This is a genomic window from Aliiroseovarius sp. Z3, assembly GCF_029105185.1.
Lineage (GTDB): Bacteria > Pseudomonadota > Alphaproteobacteria > Rhodobacterales > Rhodobacteraceae > Aliiroseovarius.
Genome location: NZ_JAFMZK010000002.1, coordinates 205,901 through 222,354, shown reverse-complemented (window position 1 = coordinate 222,354; position 16,454 = coordinate 205,901). Strand labels below are relative to the sequence as shown.

Sequence of the window (16,454 nt, the reverse complement as noted above, 5' to 3'; positions counted from 1 at the left end):
CCTTCTGGATTTTCCCAAGCATATCACAGGTTGAAACGCGGTGCGGCAATTCCTTGCCGCCCGCGATTTCAGGTTGTCACGCGCCTTGAAGCGGCCTGACTTCGATCTCGTGCGCGCTGCGGGCCTGCATGGCACGTGCGGCGGCATGGCTGGCGGCCAGCGTGGTGAAATACGGGATCTTGTCCATCAGGGCGACATTGCGCATCTCGCGGCTGTCATTCACCGACTGGGTGCCTTCGGTCGTATTCAGGACCAGCTGCACCTCGCCATCCTTCATGCGGTCAACGATGTTGCGACCCGGCTCGTACACTTTATTGACGGCCTCGGTTTCGACACCATTTTCAGACAGGAAAGATGCCGTGCCGCGGGTGGCCAGAATGGTAAACCCCTGCTCTTTCAAAAGCTTGGCCGTGTCGACCAGTTGATCGGTCTTGTCGCCGTCCTTGATCGACAGGAACACGTTGCCTTCCGTCGGAAGAACGGTGCCTGCACCAAGCTGCGCCTTAAGAAACGCCATGGCGAAATCCTTGTCCGCGCCCATCACTTCGCCGGTTGATCGCATTTCCGGGCCAAGAAGCGTATCCACGCCGGGGAAACGGGCGAAGGGCAGCACGGCTTCCTTGACCGCATAGCTGTCGATCTCGGGATCGACCAGATCGAAGGCGTCCAGCTTTTCGCCCGCCATGACACGCGCCGCGATCGAGGCGATGGGCGACAGAACCGCCTTGGCCACGAAGGGCACGGTGCGCGAGGCGCGGGGGTTCACTTCGATCAGATAAATCACGTCATCCTTGACCGCAAACTGTACGTTCATCAGGCCAACCACGTTCAGCGCCAATGCCAGTTCGCGAGACTGGCGCCGCAGTTCGGCGATGATCTCGGCAGACAGCGAATAGGGCGGCAGCGAACAGGCACTGTCGCCCGAATGAACGCCGGCCTCTTCGATATGCTGCATGATGCCCGCGACATGGACGTTTTCGCCATCGCACAGGGCATCCACATCGACCTCGACCGCGCCGGACAGATAGCTGTCCAGCAGAACCGGGCTGTCACCCGACACAACCACGGCTTCGGCGATATAGCGTTCCAACTGCGCCATGTCGCGCACGATTTCCATCGCACGGCCCCCCAACACGTATGACGGGCGGATCACCAGCGGGAAGCCGATATCCTCGGCAATCGCAAGGGCTTCGGCACCGGTCGCGGCGATACCGTTTTTCGGCTGTTTCAGGCCCAACTGGTTGACCAGCGCCTGGAACCGTTCGCGGTCTTCGGCAAGGTCGATGGCATCTGGGGTGGTGCCAAGGATCGGAATGCCCTCGGCCTCCAGCGCGTTGGCCAGCTTCAGGGGGGTCTGGCCGCCAAACTGGACGATCACACCGTGCAGCGTGCCGTTTTCCTGCTCTTTCGTCAGGATTTCCATCACATGTTCGAAGGTCAGCGGTTCGAAATACAGCCGGTCCGAGGTGTCATAATCGGTCGACACGGTTTCCGGGTTGCAGTTGATCATGATGGTTTCATAGCCCGCATCGGTCAGCGCGAAACAGGCATGACAGCAGCAATAGTCGAACTCGATCCCCTGCCCGATCCGGTTCGGACCACCACCCAGAATAACGACCTTCTTGCGGTCCGACGGACGGGCTTCGCATTCCACCTCGCCCATCATCGGGGCTTCATAGGTCGAATACATGTAGGGGGTCTGGGCTTCGAACTCGGCAGCGCACGTGTCGATACGCTTGAACACAGCGTTCACGCCCACTTTACGACGTGCGTTGCGAACGTCGCTTTCCTTGAAACCGGTCAGCTTGGCAAGGCGCGCGTCGGTGAAACCCATCATCTTGAGCTTGCGCAATCCGGTCTCATCCGACGGCAGACCGTTGTCCTTGATGGCGGCTTCGGCCTCAATGATCTCGCGAATGCGGGCCAGGAACCACGGGTCAAAGGCGGTGCAGGCCTGAATATCTTCATCCGACATGCCAAACCGCATCGCCTGCGCGATCTTCAGGATGCGGTCGGGGCGCTGTTCGGAAATCGCCTTGATGATGGCGGCCTGATCCGGCGCGCCGGGGATGTCGATCTCGTCCAGCCCGGTCAAACCGGTTTCCATCGAGGCCAGCGCTTTTTGTAGGCTTTCGTGGAAGGTGCGCCCGATCGACATAACCTCGCCCACCGATTTCATCGCGGTGGTCAGTTCCGGCTTGGCACCTGCGAATTTCTCAAACGCAAAGCGGGGGATCTTGGTGACAACATAGTCGATTGTCGGTTCAAACGACGCGGGCGTCACCTTGGTGATATCGTTGTCCAGCTCGTCCAGCGTATAGCCAACAGCCAGCTTCGCCGCGATCTTGGCAATCGGAAAGCCCGTGGCCTTCGATGCCAGCGCGGATGAGCGCGACACGCGCGGGTTCATCTCGATCACCACCATACGCCCGTCTTCAGGGTTCACCGCCCATTGCACGTTCGACCCGCCGGTTTCCACGCCGATCTCGCGCAGGACGTTGATCGAATGCGTGCGCATCAACTGGTATTCTTTGTCGGTCAGCGTCAGCGCAGGCGCGACAGTGATCGAGTCACCCGTGTGCACGCCCATTGGATCCACGTTTTCGATGGAACAAACAATGATGGCGTTGTCGGCAGTGTCACGCACCACCTCCATCTCGTATTCTTTCCAGCCCAGCAGACTCTCGTCGATCAGAATCTGGCTGACAGGCGAGGCATCCAGCCCGGTGCGGCAATAATGCTCGTATTCCTCGCGGTTATAGGCCACGCCGCCACCGGTGCCGCCCAGCGTGAAGGCAGGACGGATGATCGCGGGCAAACCGATGTCGGACAGCGCCGCCATGCACTCTTCCATCGTGTTGGCGATGGTGGCGCGCGGATTTTCGATGCCCAGCCGGTCCATTGCCTCGCGGAACAGTTTGCGGTCTTCTGCCATTTCGATGGCAGCACGCTTGGCACCGATTAGCTCCACGTTGAACTTGTCAAGCACACCCAGATCGTCCAGCTCCAGCGCCGTGTTCAACCCGGTCTGACCACCCATCGTGGGCAGAAGCGCATCCGGGCGTTCTTTTTCGATGATCTTGGCAACCACGTCTGCGGTGATCGGCTCGATATAGGTGGCATCTGCCAGCCCCGGATCAGTCATGATCGTCGCCGGGTTCGAGTTCACCAGAATAACCCGGTAGCCTTCTTCGCGAAGGGCTTTACATGCCTGCGCCCCGGAATAGTCAAATTCGCAGGCTTGCCCGATGATGATGGGCCCCGCGCCGATGATCATGATTGAGTTGATATCGGTTCTTTTCGGCATTGTGACCCCCATCGGCAGACTGGATCGCGACCGGGATTCTCACCCGCGCGCAAATTGTCGTGGGTTATAGAGATAGAACGCGAAGGCGCAAGGGGACGATGGATCGAAAGTGGGGAAAGTGATGTAATTAATCACTTCGAACCTCAGTACGGAATTGCATAAAATCGAGCACTAAAATATGGACGGGTCAAACATGTTTGAGAGTTGTTAAGAAAGATGTCTATTAATCAGTTCCTACGGTTCGGCATAGGCTATCTACTTATTGCGACTCTCATCGCGTTCTTGGTTCGGGACAACGCTGCGGAAGTCGTCGGTGAAAAAATAAGCATATTTGTCAACGCGATTCCTATGTTGCTGTTTGTCGCTTTCACCCTTGTAAGTTTGGGGCTTGTGGGAAGTGCAATCTATCAGACCAAGCGCCCGAGAGATATGATTATCCATGCGCTTCTAGCGTCAATCGGCACAGCGTGCTTTCAGGCAGCTTTCTTGGTGATCAAGACCTCGATGCCATTTATTTTGCCGTTCTTTGCCGATCCCGGATTCGTCGAAATTGACAGAATTATACATCTGGGAACCGATCCATGGGCGATGACACATAATTGGAGTCAATACGTCCCATTGGAGTGGTTGGCGGGTATCTATCTCCACGGTTGGTTAACCATCGCCATCATCCTACCCATAGCCCTGGCAACGCTGGACAGCGACGAAACGCGTGTGAGGCGCATTTTGATCCTGTATGTATCCGCATGGATTATTATCGGAAACCTGCTTGCGCTGGCTGGTCTTTCAGTCGGTCCCATATACTTTGACCGCCTGTACGGGGGTGAGTACTTCGCCGATCTGCCCGGCTCGTTCTTACCGATCGAGGCCAACATGGAAATCATTCGCAAAGCACAAGAAAGTCTGTGGATTCTTTACGAACATTTTGATCAATCACAGGGCACTGGAATCTCGGCATTTCCAAGCGTCCATGTTTCGGTTGCCACGCTGGTTGGGCTCTACCTGTATGAACGCTCTGCCTATCTGCTTCCCCTGGCTGTCATCTGGGTCGCCGCAATCCTGTATATGTCGGTCTACACTGGTTATCACTATGCCATCGATGGTTATGTCTCGATCGCCGTCATCGTTGGTTTGTGGCTTTATTTGCGCCGTCGCGGCGAGAAGGACGCCCAGTACGATTGAATACTGCCTAACGTGCCCTTGACTTTGCCCGCCAAGGCAGGTGTATCGGCGCGATACATATGAACCGCTCGACGGGGGCACCCATGCACGCTTTTCGCAGCCACACTTGCGCTGAACTGAACAAATCGAATGTTGGCGACACGGTTCGCCTGTCTGGTTGGGTCCATCGGGTCCGCGATCATGGCGGCATCCTGTTCATCGACCTGCGCGACCATTACGGCATCACGCAGGTCCTGTGCGACCCCGACAGCCCCGTCTTTGCCGAGATGGAGAAGGTGCGGTCCGAATGGTGCATCCGCATCGACGGCAACGTGAAGGCGCGCGATGCCGATCTGGTGAACGACAAGATCCCGACCGGCGAGATCGAGGTCTTCGTGCGCGACCTTGAGGTGCTGGGCGCGGCGAACGAGCTGCCCCTGATGGTGTTCGGCGATCAGGAATACCCGGAAGAAACGCGGCTGAAATATCGCTTCCTCGACCTGCGCCGCGAGGTGATGCAGGAAAACATGAAACTGCGCTCGGATGTCGTCGCCTCGATGCGCAAACGGATGTGGGATCAGGACTTCCGCGAATATCAAACGCCGATCATCACGGCATCCAGCCCCGAAGGTGCGCGTGACTTCCTTGTGCCGTCGCGTCTGCATCCGGGCAAATTCTATGCCCTTCCCCAAGCCCCACAGCAGTTCAAGCAGCTGATGATGGTCGCGGGATTTGACAAATACTTCCAGATTGCGCCGTGTTTCCGTGACGAAGACCCGCGCGCCGACCGCTCGCCCACTGATTTCTATCAGTTGGACATGGAAATGTCCTTCGTCACCCAACAGGACGTGTTCGACACGATCCAGCCGGTTCTGAAAGGCGTGTTCGAGGAATTCGGCGGTGGCCGCAAGGTCGATCAGGACTGGCCGCAGATTTCCTATAAGGATGCCGCGCTGTGGTATGGCACCGACAAGCCGGACCTGCGCAACCCGATCAAGATGCAGGTCGTGTCCGATCATTTCCGCGGCTCGGGCTTTGCGATTTTTGCGAAATTGCTTGAACAGGACGGCACCGAAATTCGCGCCATCCCCGCCCCGAAAGGCGGGTCGCGCAAGTTCTGCGACCAGATGAACAAGTTTGCGCAAGAGCAGGGACTGCCCGGCATGGGCTATATCTTCTGGCGCGAGAAAACTGCGGATGCCGTTGCCCAGGAATTGGGTATCACAGTCAAGGAAGCCCAAGCCAAGCTGAAATCGGGTGAGGTAGAAGGCGGCATGGAAGCCGCCGGCCCGCTGGCCAAGAATATTGGCCCGGAACGGACCGAGGCGATCCGCCAACAGCTTGGGCTGGATATTGGCGACGCGGCCTTCTTCCTTGGCGGCAAGCCAAAGGCGTTTGAAGGTGTCGCAGGACGTGCCCGCACCGTTATCGGGGACGAACTTGGCCTGACCGACAAGGACCGTTTTGCCTTTGCGTGGATCGTGGACTTCCCGATCTTCCAGATGGATGACGAAACCGGCAAGCTTGATTTCGACCACAACCCGTTTTCCATGCCGCAAGGCGGGATGGAGGCGCTGGAGGGCGACCCGCTGGCCGTGCGCGGATATCAGTATGACCTTGCCTGCAACGGTTACGAACTGGTGTCCGGTGCCATCCGGAACCACAAGCCCGAGATCATGTTCAAAGCCTTTGAACTGGCAGGTTATGGCGAGGATGAGGTGCGCAAACGGTTTGGCGGCATGGTCAACGCGTTCCAATACGGCGCGCCCCCGCACGGCGGTTGTGCGGCCGGTGTCGACCGTATCGTGATGCTGCTGGCCGATCAGGAAAACATCCGCGAAGTGATGATGTTCCCGATGAACCAACGTGCTGAAGATCTGATGATGAACGCACCAAGCGAACCGCAGAATGAACAGCTGCGTGAATTGCATCTGCGGGTCATCCCGCAAGAATGACACCAGCGGACATTTCGGTGCCCCAGAAAACAAGAAAGGGTGCGTGAGATCATCACGCACCCTTATTTTTCAGCGGCAGCTCGCTGAAAAAGCACTCTTCTCAAACCACCGTTTACCGGACGGGTTTCGATCATATCATCTGTTGTGTCGTCTTTCCGACCCAAAGGTCAGGCGACAGTCAGCACCAGTGCCGTGGCCAACATGGCCGCGCCGGATAGCAGAACTGTCCAGTCAATCACAGCATTGCCGAACTCTTCATCAGCGAAACGTTTAATAAGGCTTTTCATAATACAACCCTCGACTTAACACTCTGTTCACCCCGTCTGATGTTTTTCTGCCACCAAAATTGGGCGGAAATGAGGTCACGACCGGCCGATTTCGTGGACCGCAAAGGTATTTTCGGGGCAAGCTCAAACTGCCGTTACGTCACCTTTGGGGCCGCTTGTCGTAAGGCCAAATCGTTTCCTAAAGCACGTGACGATGGGCCAGTCGATCCTGCACAAGCCCTTGCACGCGCGCCAGATCTGCAACCGTTCCACGACCAGCCGCGCGGGCTTGCGCCAGTCCCGTTGCGGCTGCCTCAAGCGAATTGTCATGTGCACTTCGCGCGACGCCCCCCAAGAACTGGGCAATATAGTCCTGCATGGGACCATCCACATCGTCCCGCATCAGCGTGGCGGCGTGACAAAGATCATCTTGAAACGCGATCTCATCCGGTGCGATCAGGTCTTGTGGCAGGGCACGCGGCGTGACCGGACCTTCGGTGGCAGGCAATACGGACAGGATCGCCTGCTGAAAGACAGCCAGGCTTTCGACCGGCTTGGCCAGAAACCCGTCAGCACCGGCTTGCAATGCCTGATCTTTAAGTGTTCCGTCACCGCTCATCCCCAGCAGAACGGGAACACGTGGTGGGTGAGTGGACAGTCGTGCGATCAGATCCGCCCCGCATCCATCCGGCAACCCCATGTCGACGATCACGATCGAAGGACGATAGACCTGCAAATGCCGATGTGCAGCACGCAGGCTGTCGGCGCGTCGAATCCGGGCACCAGATCGCAGGCTCAACAGACGTATCGCCTCGGACGCAAATCGACTATCCTCGACCACAAGCACGGTCAGTCCCTGCAACGGGCGATCGGGGGTTGGGGGGTGGCCCAACATGAATTGTTCCAGATCATCGCTCATCGGCCTACTCCTTTCATGGCATCAGCCTGCGCCAGAACTGCTTAACAACCCGTTAAGCCTGCAAACGCGGCGTCGCTTTCTTCATATGCGGCACTGCAGCACTTGCCGGGGGGCGCCAAGCCCGGCATAAACAACCCCGGAATACAGAGGGAGAGATGAGTTGATCGGACGCCTGAATCACGTGGCCATCGCCGTGCCGGATCTTGATGCCGCCGCCGCGCAATATCGCGACACTCTGGGGGCCGACGTTGGCGCGCCACAGGACGAACCTGACCACGGTGTTACCGTTGTTTTCATCACCTTGCCCAACACCAAGATCGAACTGCTTTATCCGCTGGGAGAAAACTCGCCCATCGCGGGTTTCCTTGAGAAGAATCCGTCAGGTGGCATCCACCACATCTGTTACGAGGTCGACGACATCATCGCGGCCCGCGACAAGCTGCAATCGGCCGGTGCGCGTGTGCTTGGCACCGGAGAGCCGAAAATCGGCGCCCATGGCAAACCCGTTCTGTTCCTGCATCCAAAGGATTTCAACGGCACGCTGGTCGAACTGGAACAGGTCTGATGTCCATTACTGCAGCCATCGTTCTTTACGTGGTCATCTGGTTCGTGACCATGTTCGTGGTCCTGCCCATCGGCCTGCGCACCCAAGGCGACGAAGGCGACGTGGTGCGCGGCACCCATGCGGGCGCACCCGCCAATTTCAAACTGGCCCGCACCATGATCATCGTCACAATCATCGGTACGGTGGTATGGGCCATCGTGGCCGGGATCATCGTGTCGGGTTGGATTTCGGTTGAAGATATCGACTGGTTCAACAGGCTGGACGATACCAAATAGGGCGCGGTTACAGGCGTTTTACCGGTCTGCGGCCTTCGGGCGTCAGCAACCAGACCTCGCGCCCTTCGATCACGACTGCGGACAAGTCTTTACCGTGTCCGGCTCCGGTGTCGATGTTCACCCGGTTCCCATAGTGCATCACCTCGTCCACCGGTGTGTGACCATGAACGATCAAAGGGCCGTGGTCCGCCGTCGAGGCATGAAACTCGCCGCGGATCCAGCAAAGATCATCCTCGGATTGGTCCTCAAGCGGGATGCCGGGGCGAATGCCCGCATGGACAAAGCACAGATCACCGAAACGATACATCGCGGGTAAGTTTGCCAGAAAGTGGCGATGCGCTTCTGGAACCGCTGCCCGCGCCTTGGGATGCAGTTGATAGGTGCGGATGCCTGCTGGCAGGTCCACCCCATAGCTGCCCAAGGTCTCGACGCCCCCTATTCGGGGATGCAGCCAGTTGTGGTCGACCAAAAGCTGCGTATCGACCATGGGGTGGTCGCGCAGAAACATCTCCATCATCCGGTCATGGTTGCCCTTCAGAGTGACCCAGTTCCTGTTCCGGTTCTTTCCGTCCAGAAGATACGCGATCACACCTGCGCTGTCGGGACCACGATCCACAAGGTCGCCGATATGAATGATCGGGGCATTCCCATCACCGCAACGGGCACGATCATCAGCAATCAACCGATGCGCCTGTTTCAATTTGTCCAGATGGCCGTGAATATCACCGATGGCATAGGCGCGGGTCATTTATAATCCCTTGGGAAAGGGGCGCGAAGGGCTCAAATTCCCCGCGACGGTCCCGTGTTTGTCTGCATTATCAACCGAGTGATTTATGAGTAACGGGAGACCACAAATGAAACAAGCAACTGCTGAGTTTATCGGCACCATGACGTTGGTGCTTTTTGGTTGCGGCGCGGCCGTCATCGCCGGTGCCGATATCGGACTGACCGGCATCAGTTTCGCCTTCGGCCTTGCCTTGATCGGGATGGCTTATGGCATCGGTGGCGTGTCCGGGTGCCACATCAATCCGGCTGTTACGATCGCCGCCGTCGTCGCTGGCCGCCTGCCTGCGTCAAAGGCCAGCACCTATATCATTGCGCAGGTTTCTGGCGCTGTCGTGGGGGCCGCGATCCTTTACATAATCGCGTCCGGCAAGGGCGGAGGTTACGACGTCAGCGCCTCTGGGCTTGGACAAAACGGCTGGGGTGTCGGATACCTTGGTGAGTACAACGTGATCTCGGCATTTGTGTTCGAGCTGGTCGCGACCTTCCTGTTCGTGGTGGTGATCCTTGGCGCAACCGGCGCAGGCGCACCTGCAGCGGTTGCAGGCATGGCAATCGGATTGGCGCTGGTGGTCATCCACCTTGTCGGCATCAGCGTGACTGGCGTTTCGGTAAACCCTGCCCGATCGTTTGGCCCTGCATTATTCGCAGGGGGACATGCACTTGGTCAGTTGTGGCTGTTCATCATTGCCCCGGTTCTTGGCGCCGTCGCAGCGGGAGTTTTGTTCAAATCTGGCATGCTTGACGCAGACTGACTGACAAAAAAGCCCCGGCAAATGGCCGGGGCTATCGTGCGTTTGCGTAACGCTTAGACGTCAAACTCCAGCGGGCTGACCAAGTTGAACATGCCCGTGTCGCAAAGCTTCTTCAACACCGGTTCAGGGATCGCTTCGTCCACATACAGAAGCGCGATCGCGTCACCACCGGTTTCCTTGCGGCCCAGGGTGAAGTTGGCGATGTTCACACCGTTCTCACCCATGGTTTTCCCCAGCGTCCCGATGATCCCCGGCACGTCATTATTGGTGGTGTAAAGCATGTGGTTCCCAATCTCGGCGTCGATATTGATGCCTTTGATCTGGATGAAGCGCGGCTTGCCGTCCGAGAACACCGTTCCTGCAATCGAGCGTTCGCGGGTTTCCGTCACGACCGTAACCTTGATGTAACCATCAAACGACCCACCCTTGGCTTGCGTGGTGGTTGAGGTCTTGATGCCGCGATCTTTCGCCACAACCGGCGCCGACACCATGTTCACGTCCGGGGTCTGCGGCTTCATCAAGCCAGCAATCACGGCGCAGTCCAGCGCCTTCAGGTTCATTTCCGACGCGACACCATCGTAGAGAATGTTTACGGCCTTAATCGGCTCGTCGGTCATCTGGCCCACGAACGCACCCAGATGCTCGGCCAGTTTGATCCAAGGGCCCATAACCTTGGCTTCTTCAGCGGTGACCGACGGCATGTTCAGGGCGTTCTGAACGGCACCGGTCAGCAGGTAATCCGACATCTGCTCAGCCACCTGCAGCGCCACGTTTTCCTGTGCTTCGGTCGTTGCCGCGCCAAGATGCGGGGTGCAGACGACGTTGGGCAGGTTGAAGAGCGGGTTCTCGGTCGCGGGTTCAACGGCGAATACGTCAAACGCAGCGCCAGCAACGTGACCCGATTTCAGCAGATCAGCCAGAGCCTCTTCATCCACCAGACCACCACGGGCACAGTTGATGATGCGCACGCCTTTCTTGGTCTTTTCAAGGTTTTCACGGCTCAGGATATTGCGGGTCGCGTCGATCAGAGGCACGTGCAGGGTGATGAAGTCGGCGCGGGCCAGCAGGTCATCCAACTCGACCTTTTCAACACCCATCTTGTCGGCTTTCTCTTCCGACAGGAAAGGATCATAGGCGATCACTTTCATCTTCAGACCCAGCGCGCGGTCACAGACGATGCCACCGATGTTGCCTGCACCAATGACGCCCAGCGTCTTGTTGGTCAGCTCGACACCCATGAATTTCGACTTCTCCCACTTCCCAGCATGGGTCGAGGCCGAGGCTTCGGGGATCTGACGCGCCACAGCAAACATCATCGCGATGGCGTGTTCAGCGGTGGTGATCATGTTGCCGAAGGGCGTGTTCATCACGATCACACCGGCTTTCGACGCGGCAACCTTGTCGACGTTGTCGGTGCCGATCCCAGCGCGGCCAACAACCTTCAGGTTGGTTGCGGCTTCAAGGATCTTGTCGGTCACTTTGGTCGCCGAGCGAATTGCCAGACCGTCATAGTCGCCGATCTTGGCAAGCAGAGCGTCCTTGTCTTTACCGAGGCTCGGTTCGAAATCAACCTCGATGCCACGATCGCGGAATATCTGAACGGCGGTTTCCGAAAGCTTGTCGGATACGAGTACTTTGGGGGCCATGTGTTTGGTCCTTCTTCAAAGATGATGGGGAGGCCCCGCGCATCAGCGCGCAGGGCAAATGTCTTACTGGGCTTCGATTTCGGCGTTGAACGCCCAATCCAGCCACGGCATCAGGGCCTCGACGTCCGACGTCTCGACCGTGCCGCCACACCAGATGCGCAGACCGGCAGGGGCGTCACGATAGGCGCCAACGTCCAGCGCAACACCTTCAGCTTCCAGGCGCTTGGCCACAGCCTTGGCGAAACTTGCGCCGTCTTTGATACGGTCATCGGTGAACTTCAGACAGACCGAGGTGTTCGACAGCGTGGTCGCGTCTTCGGCAAGGAAGTCGACCCAATCGCGCATCTCGACGAAATCAGCGACGGCTTTTGTGTTAGCATCTGCGCGGTGGATCAGGCCTTCCAGCCCGCCAACCGAACGTGCCCAGTCCAGCGCGAACAGATAATCCTCGACCGCCAGCATCGACGGCGTGTTGATCGTCGCGCCCGTGAAGATGCCGTCGATCAGCTTGCCACCTTTGGTCAGACGGAAGATTTTCGGCAGCGGCCATGCAGGGGTATAGCTTTCCAGACGCTCAACAGCGCGGGGGCTCAGGATCAGCATGCCGTGAGCCGCCTCGCCGCCCAGCACTTTCTGCCAAGAGAAGGTGGTCACATCCAGCTTGTCCCACGGCAGGTCCATCGCAAACGCGGCCGAGGTCGCGTCACAGATGGTCAGACCTTCGCGGTCATCCGCAATCCAGTCACCATTCGGAACACGCACGCCCGAGGTGGTGCCGTTCCAGGTGAAGACAACGTCATTGGTGAAGTCGACCGACGCCAGATCAGGCAGTTGGCCGTAATCGGCGGTCTTGGCGACAGCGTCCAGTTTCAGCTGCTTCACAACATCGGTGACCCAGCCAGACCCGAAGGATTCCCAAGCCAGCATCTCGACCTCGCGGGCGCCCAGAAGCGACCACAGTGCCATTTCAACCGCGCCGGTGTCGGACGCGGGAACAATGCCGATCTTGTAATCAGCGGGGATGCCCAGCACCTCGCGCGTGCCTTCAATGGCCGCTTTCAGCTTGTCCTTGCCGATGGCGGCACGGTGCGAGCGACCCAAGGCGGCGTCGGCCAGAGCATCAAGGTTCCATGTGGGGGGTTTGGCGCAGGGGCCAGAGGAAAAACGCGGATTCGCCGGCCGCGCAGCCGGTTGAGCAATATCAGTCATGATACCCTTCCAGATATAAGCCCCTCGTTGGGGAGGGGTGTCCCGCTGATCGAAGTAATGAGGGAATCGTGCTGGCACAAGGCGGAAAATGTCGCTATAGCCGCACCGAGCGTCGGAAAGTGACGCCAAATGTCTACGATCGGAAACTTTCGCATGTTCATCGCAACGCTTTTGACCTCCCCCTCAGAACCTCGTCTTGACGCCACCTTGGTTGAAAGCCTGCGCAACGCCTGGGGTGGCGGAAATGCAGATTGGCTGTCGCCCGATGAAGCGGCCGAGTTTCCGTTGCAGCACAAGCCCGCGAACCTTTGGGACGTATGGGCCGACCTGCAAACGCTGGGCGTCGATCTGGTTGTCCAACCGATAGAGGGACGGCGCAAACGGATGCTTCTGGCAGACATGGATTCAACCATGATCCAACAAGAATGCATTGACGAGCTGGCGGACGAGGCCGGTGTCGGCGAGCGGGTGAAAGACATCACCGCGCGCGCCATGAACGGCGAGCTGGACTTCGAAGGCGCATTGACCGAGCGTGTCGGCCTTCTGAAAGGTCTGCCCGAAAGCGTCATCGGCGACGTGCTGGCTAACCGCATCACCTTGATGCCGGGCGGCAAGGCGCTTCTGTCCACGATGAAAGCCAACGGGGCCTATGCCGCGCTGGTCTCGGGCGGGTTCACCGCCTTCACCGCACATGTCGCCGCCACGCTGGGCTTTGACGAAAACCGCGCCAACACGCTGAACGTGGCCGATGGCGCACTGACCGGCACGGTGGGCATGCCCATTCTGGGCCGCGAAGCCAAAGTGCAGGCACTGAAAGAGATCACCGCCCGCCTTGGCCTGTCCCATGACGACGTGATGGCCGTGGGTGACGGCGCCAATGACCTTGGCATGCTGGGTCTGGCGGGCGCGGGCGTGGCCCTTCACGCCAAACCGTCCGTCGCGGCAGAGTGCGACATTCGCATCAATCACGGCGACCTGACCGCGCTACTTTACATCCAAGGATACACGCAGTCAGACTTCATAAATGGCTGAGTTTTCAGCAGAAATCCTGCTCTTCCTTCTGGCGGCAGGGTTCGTCGCAGGCTTCATCGACAGTATCGCGGGCGGAGGCGGCCTGATCACGCTCCCGGCCCTTTTGATCGCTGGCGTGCCGCCGGTGACGGCGCTGGCCACCAACAAGGTACAGGGACTGTTCGGCGCGGGCATGGCGGCGGTGACATATGCGCGCAAAGGCCATGTAAACCTGCGCAGGCAATTGAAATCCGCCCTCATCGCCTTTGTTGCCGCCCTTCTGGGCGCACTGTCCGTCAACGCGCTGCCGACCGAGCTGATCCGCATGGTGCTGCCCGTTTTGCTGGTGGCAATCGCGCTCTTCTTCGCGCTGAAACCGGGCTTGGACGACGTGGATCGTCACCAACGGCTAACACCCGTTCTGTTCGCGCTGACTTTCGTGCCAGCCGTCGCGTTCTATGACGGCCTACTGGGGCCGGGGGCTGGTGCTTTCTACATGCTCGCCTTCGTCACGATGGCAGGCCACGGCATCCTGAAAGCCACCGCGCATACGAAGCTTCTGAACTTCGCGTCGAACGTCGGAGGCCTGACCGGGTTCCTGCTGGTGCTATCCCCGCTTTGGGCCATCGGGCTGGCCATGGGTGTGGCGCAGATGGCAGGCGCCTATGTCGGCTCGTCGCTGGCCTCGCGCAGCGGCGCGCGCCTGATCAAACCGCTTCTGGTGATCGCCTCATCCGCCATGGCGTTGAAGCTGATCACCGATCTTCTCTAGCTTTTTCTTGTCCCAAATATCCTGGGGAAGAGGGAAAGCACCCGCTTTCCCTCTGGGGCAACGCCCCTTACACCGCCAACATAGCCTCACTCGGACGGATGAAGCCCGTGTTCAACCCGGCAAAGTTCAGCACATCCGGGTTCAGACGCTTCTTCACATCCGGATGCGCCGGGTCCAGCACACCCAGCTTCACCAGGATCGCCGCAATCGCGCATTCCGAGGCACGGGTTGATCCGTCCTCGATCTTCAGTGCAACGCCCATCTCAAGCTCAGGAATGATGGCGACAAAGAACGCCTCGGCCCCGGTTTTCAGGGCCACTTTGCCGGGGGCGGTACGCATCAGCTCGGTGCAGGCGCGGGTTTCCCCGGCGACAAGCTCGGGATGCAGCATCATGGCCTCGCGCAGCCGGGCGGACGCTTTCTGACGCGTGTCGCCACCCTCTTTCGCGCTTGCAAATCCAGCCATCGCGCGGCCCATGCCCAAAAGGGTGCTGGCGTGGTTCGGGGCCGAACAGCCGTCGATGCCGTAACCGGGGCTGACCTCGCCCGTGACCTCTTCAAAGACCTGCTTGATCGCCACCTGAATGGGATGATCCACCGCGACATATTCAGGATCGCTCACCCCCATATGGCGGCTCAGCGTCAGGAACCCCGCATGCTTGCCCGAACAGTTGTTGTGAATGCGGCAGGGGCTGGCGTCGGTCTTGATCAGACCCACCTTGGCGGGCGTGTCGGCGGGCCATTGCGGGCCGCAGCGCAAATCGTCATTGCTCAGCCCCATATCCGCCAACCAGCGCGATACGCGGTCGGTGTGAATGGCCGCGCCCTGATGACTGGCACAGGACAAGGCCAACTGCTCGGTCGTCAGCCCGGCCGCATCCGCCGCCCCGCTTTCCACCAGCGGCAGCGCTTGCAGCATCTTGGCCGAGGAGCGCGGCAAAATCACCTGATCGGGGTCTCCCCAGGCATCCACGATTTCACCCTTGGCATTGCAAATCACAGCGTGCCCATGGTGTTGGCTTTCAAGGATATCTCCGCGCCAAACCTCTACAAGTCGCTCTGACTTACCCATAGGATGCTCCTTTCCAAACGAAACGCGCGAAAAACCGCCGCAGGGGCTTTTATTACGCTCTTGTTTCGCGCTAAACTCTCGGAACAGACTTGGAAACGACCCAAGCGCAACAGTCAAGGGCCGCGTCAGACGGTTGGGACGCGCAAGGGCTTGAGGCAGAGGCAGCTGGAGGCTGTGTTAGACATGAAACGAACGATTTCAGGCGCGATTTGCGCACTGGGCCTGTCGCTGGCAGCGACGGGCGTTTTCGCTCAGGAAAGCTCGAACCGGGTCGCCGCAAACACCGACTGGAGTGTGTTTGTCGAGGACAACCCAACGGAATGTTGGAGCGTTTCGAGCCCGAAAGAAACCGTGAACACACGAAATGGCCGTTCGGTGGCGGTAAAACGTGGGGATATTCTGCTGTTCGTCAGCTACCGCCCCGGTTCCAAGGTGAATGGCGAAGTGTCGTTCACAGGTGGCTATCCTTTCGCACCGGGATCAACGGTATCGCTTGTGATTGGTGATACGACGTTCCAATTGTTCACGGATGGCGAATGGGCCTGGTCGGCCTCTCCCGGTGACGATGCCAAGATCATCGCGGCTATGAAGCGTGGCGCCAGCGCGGTTGCGAACGCAGAAAGTTCGCGCGGCACCAAGACGAAAGACACGTTCAGTCTGCTTGGGTTTACCGCCGCTGTTGAAGAAGCCGGAGAACGCTGCGGCAGCTAGGTCGTCCGGTCTTCACGACAACCTGACGCGCCATGGGAATTCCATGG

14 protein-coding genes are annotated in these 16,454 nt (G+C 58.8%); 8 read left to right on the top strand and 6 right to left on the bottom strand.

The genetic code is table 11. The features are described from left to right. Window positions 1–76: 76 nt before the first annotated feature. The gene (gene carB, locus J3R80_RS04040; RefSeq protein ID WP_275392475.1) at window positions 77–3,307 is read right to left on the bottom strand and encodes a carbamoyl-phosphate synthase large subunit; all 3,231 of its coding nucleotides are present in this window, start codon (window positions 3,305–3,307) and stop codon (window positions 77–79) included. 216 nt (window positions 3,308–3,523) lie between these two features. Between carB and J3R80_RS04035 the strand changes: the two genes are divergently transcribed. Beyond that, entirely contained in the window at window positions 3,524–4,489 is a 966-nt protein-coding gene (locus tag J3R80_RS04035; RefSeq protein WP_275392474.1) for a phosphatase PAP2 family protein, read from the top strand. A gap of 83 nt (window positions 4,490–4,572) precedes the next feature. After that, on the top strand, window positions 4,573–6,423 hold the full coding sequence (gene aspS / locus J3R80_RS04030; RefSeq protein ID WP_275392473.1) for an aspartate--tRNA ligase: 1,851 nt from the start codon (window positions 4,573–4,575) through the stop codon (window positions 6,421–6,423). Between the two features lie 465 nt (window positions 6,424–6,888). Here aspS and J3R80_RS04025 read toward each other — a convergent pair whose 3' ends face one another. Beyond that, on the bottom strand, window positions 6,889–7,608 hold the full coding sequence (locus J3R80_RS04025; protein ID WP_275392472.1) for a response regulator: 720 nt from the start codon (window positions 7,606–7,608) through the stop codon (window positions 6,889–6,891). Window positions 7,609–7,768: 160 nt separating this feature from the next. Here J3R80_RS04025 and mce point away from each other — a divergent pair, with 160 nt between their 5' ends. After that, window positions 7,769–8,173, top strand: a complete 405-nt coding sequence (gene mce / locus J3R80_RS04020; protein WP_275392471.1) for a methylmalonyl-CoA epimerase — start codon at window positions 7,769–7,771, stop codon at window positions 8,171–8,173. Next, entirely contained in the window at window positions 8,173–8,448 is a 276-nt protein-coding gene (locus J3R80_RS04015) for a DUF1467 family protein (RefSeq protein WP_275392470.1), read from the top strand. The genes mce and J3R80_RS04015 overlap by 1 nt, the downstream gene beginning before the upstream one ends. Window positions 8,449–8,455: 7 nt before the next feature. Here the strand turns inward: J3R80_RS04015 and J3R80_RS04010 are convergent, their stop codons facing one another. Then, window positions 8,456–9,196 carry a metallophosphoesterase family protein gene (locus tag J3R80_RS04010; protein ID WP_275392469.1) on the bottom strand — a complete coding sequence of 247 codons (741 nt, stop codon included), beginning with the start codon at window positions 9,194–9,196 and terminating at the stop codon, window positions 8,456–8,458. 106 nt (window positions 9,197–9,302) lie between these two features. On the opposite strand from J3R80_RS04010, the gene J3R80_RS04005 reads away from it, so the two are divergent. Further along, on the top strand, window positions 9,303–9,986 hold the full coding sequence (locus J3R80_RS04005; protein WP_275392468.1) for an aquaporin: 684 nt from the start codon (window positions 9,303–9,305) through the stop codon (window positions 9,984–9,986). 53 nt (window positions 9,987–10,039) lie between these two features. Here J3R80_RS04005 and serA read toward each other — a convergent pair whose 3' ends face one another. Together serA and J3R80_RS03995 are read right to left on the bottom strand one after the other, a co-directional pair. Next, window positions 10,040–11,632 carry a phosphoglycerate dehydrogenase gene (serA, locus tag J3R80_RS04000; RefSeq protein ID WP_275392467.1) on the bottom strand — a complete coding sequence of 531 codons (1,593 nt, stop codon included), beginning with the start codon at window positions 11,630–11,632 and terminating at the stop codon, window positions 10,040–10,042. A 63-nt stretch (window positions 11,633–11,695) separates the two neighbouring features. Beyond that, complete coding sequence (locus J3R80_RS03995) at window positions 11,696–12,841, bottom strand: phosphoserine transaminase (protein WP_275392466.1); 1,146 nt, start codon at window positions 12,839–12,841, stop codon at window positions 11,696–11,698. 153 nt (window positions 12,842–12,994) lie between these two features. Here J3R80_RS03995 and serB point away from each other — a divergent pair, with 153 nt between their 5' ends. After that, on the top strand, window positions 12,995–13,873 hold the full coding sequence (gene serB, locus J3R80_RS03990; RefSeq protein ID WP_275392774.1) for a phosphoserine phosphatase SerB: 879 nt from the start codon (window positions 12,995–12,997) through the stop codon (window positions 13,871–13,873). Beyond that, the gene (locus tag J3R80_RS03985; protein ID WP_275392465.1) at window positions 13,866–14,624 is read left to right on the top strand and encodes a TSUP family transporter; all 759 of its coding nucleotides are present in this window, start codon (window positions 13,866–13,868) and stop codon (window positions 14,622–14,624) included. The genes serB and J3R80_RS03985 overlap by 8 nt, the downstream gene beginning before the upstream one ends. 67 nt (window positions 14,625–14,691) lie before the next feature. Here the strand turns inward: J3R80_RS03985 and J3R80_RS03980 are convergent, their stop codons facing one another. Further along, window positions 14,692–15,696: an asparaginase gene (locus J3R80_RS03980; protein WP_275392464.1), complete on the bottom strand. Its 1,005-nt coding sequence runs from the start codon at window positions 15,694–15,696 to the stop codon at window positions 14,692–14,694. Window positions 15,697–15,879: 183 nt separating this feature from the next. Between J3R80_RS03980 and J3R80_RS03975 the strand changes: the two genes are divergently transcribed. Continuing rightward, window positions 15,880–16,407 (top strand): invasion associated locus B family protein, encoded by a 528-nt coding sequence (locus J3R80_RS03975; protein WP_275392463.1) that lies wholly within the window; start codon window positions 15,880–15,882, stop codon window positions 16,405–16,407. Window positions 16,408–16,454 lie beyond the last annotated feature (47 nt).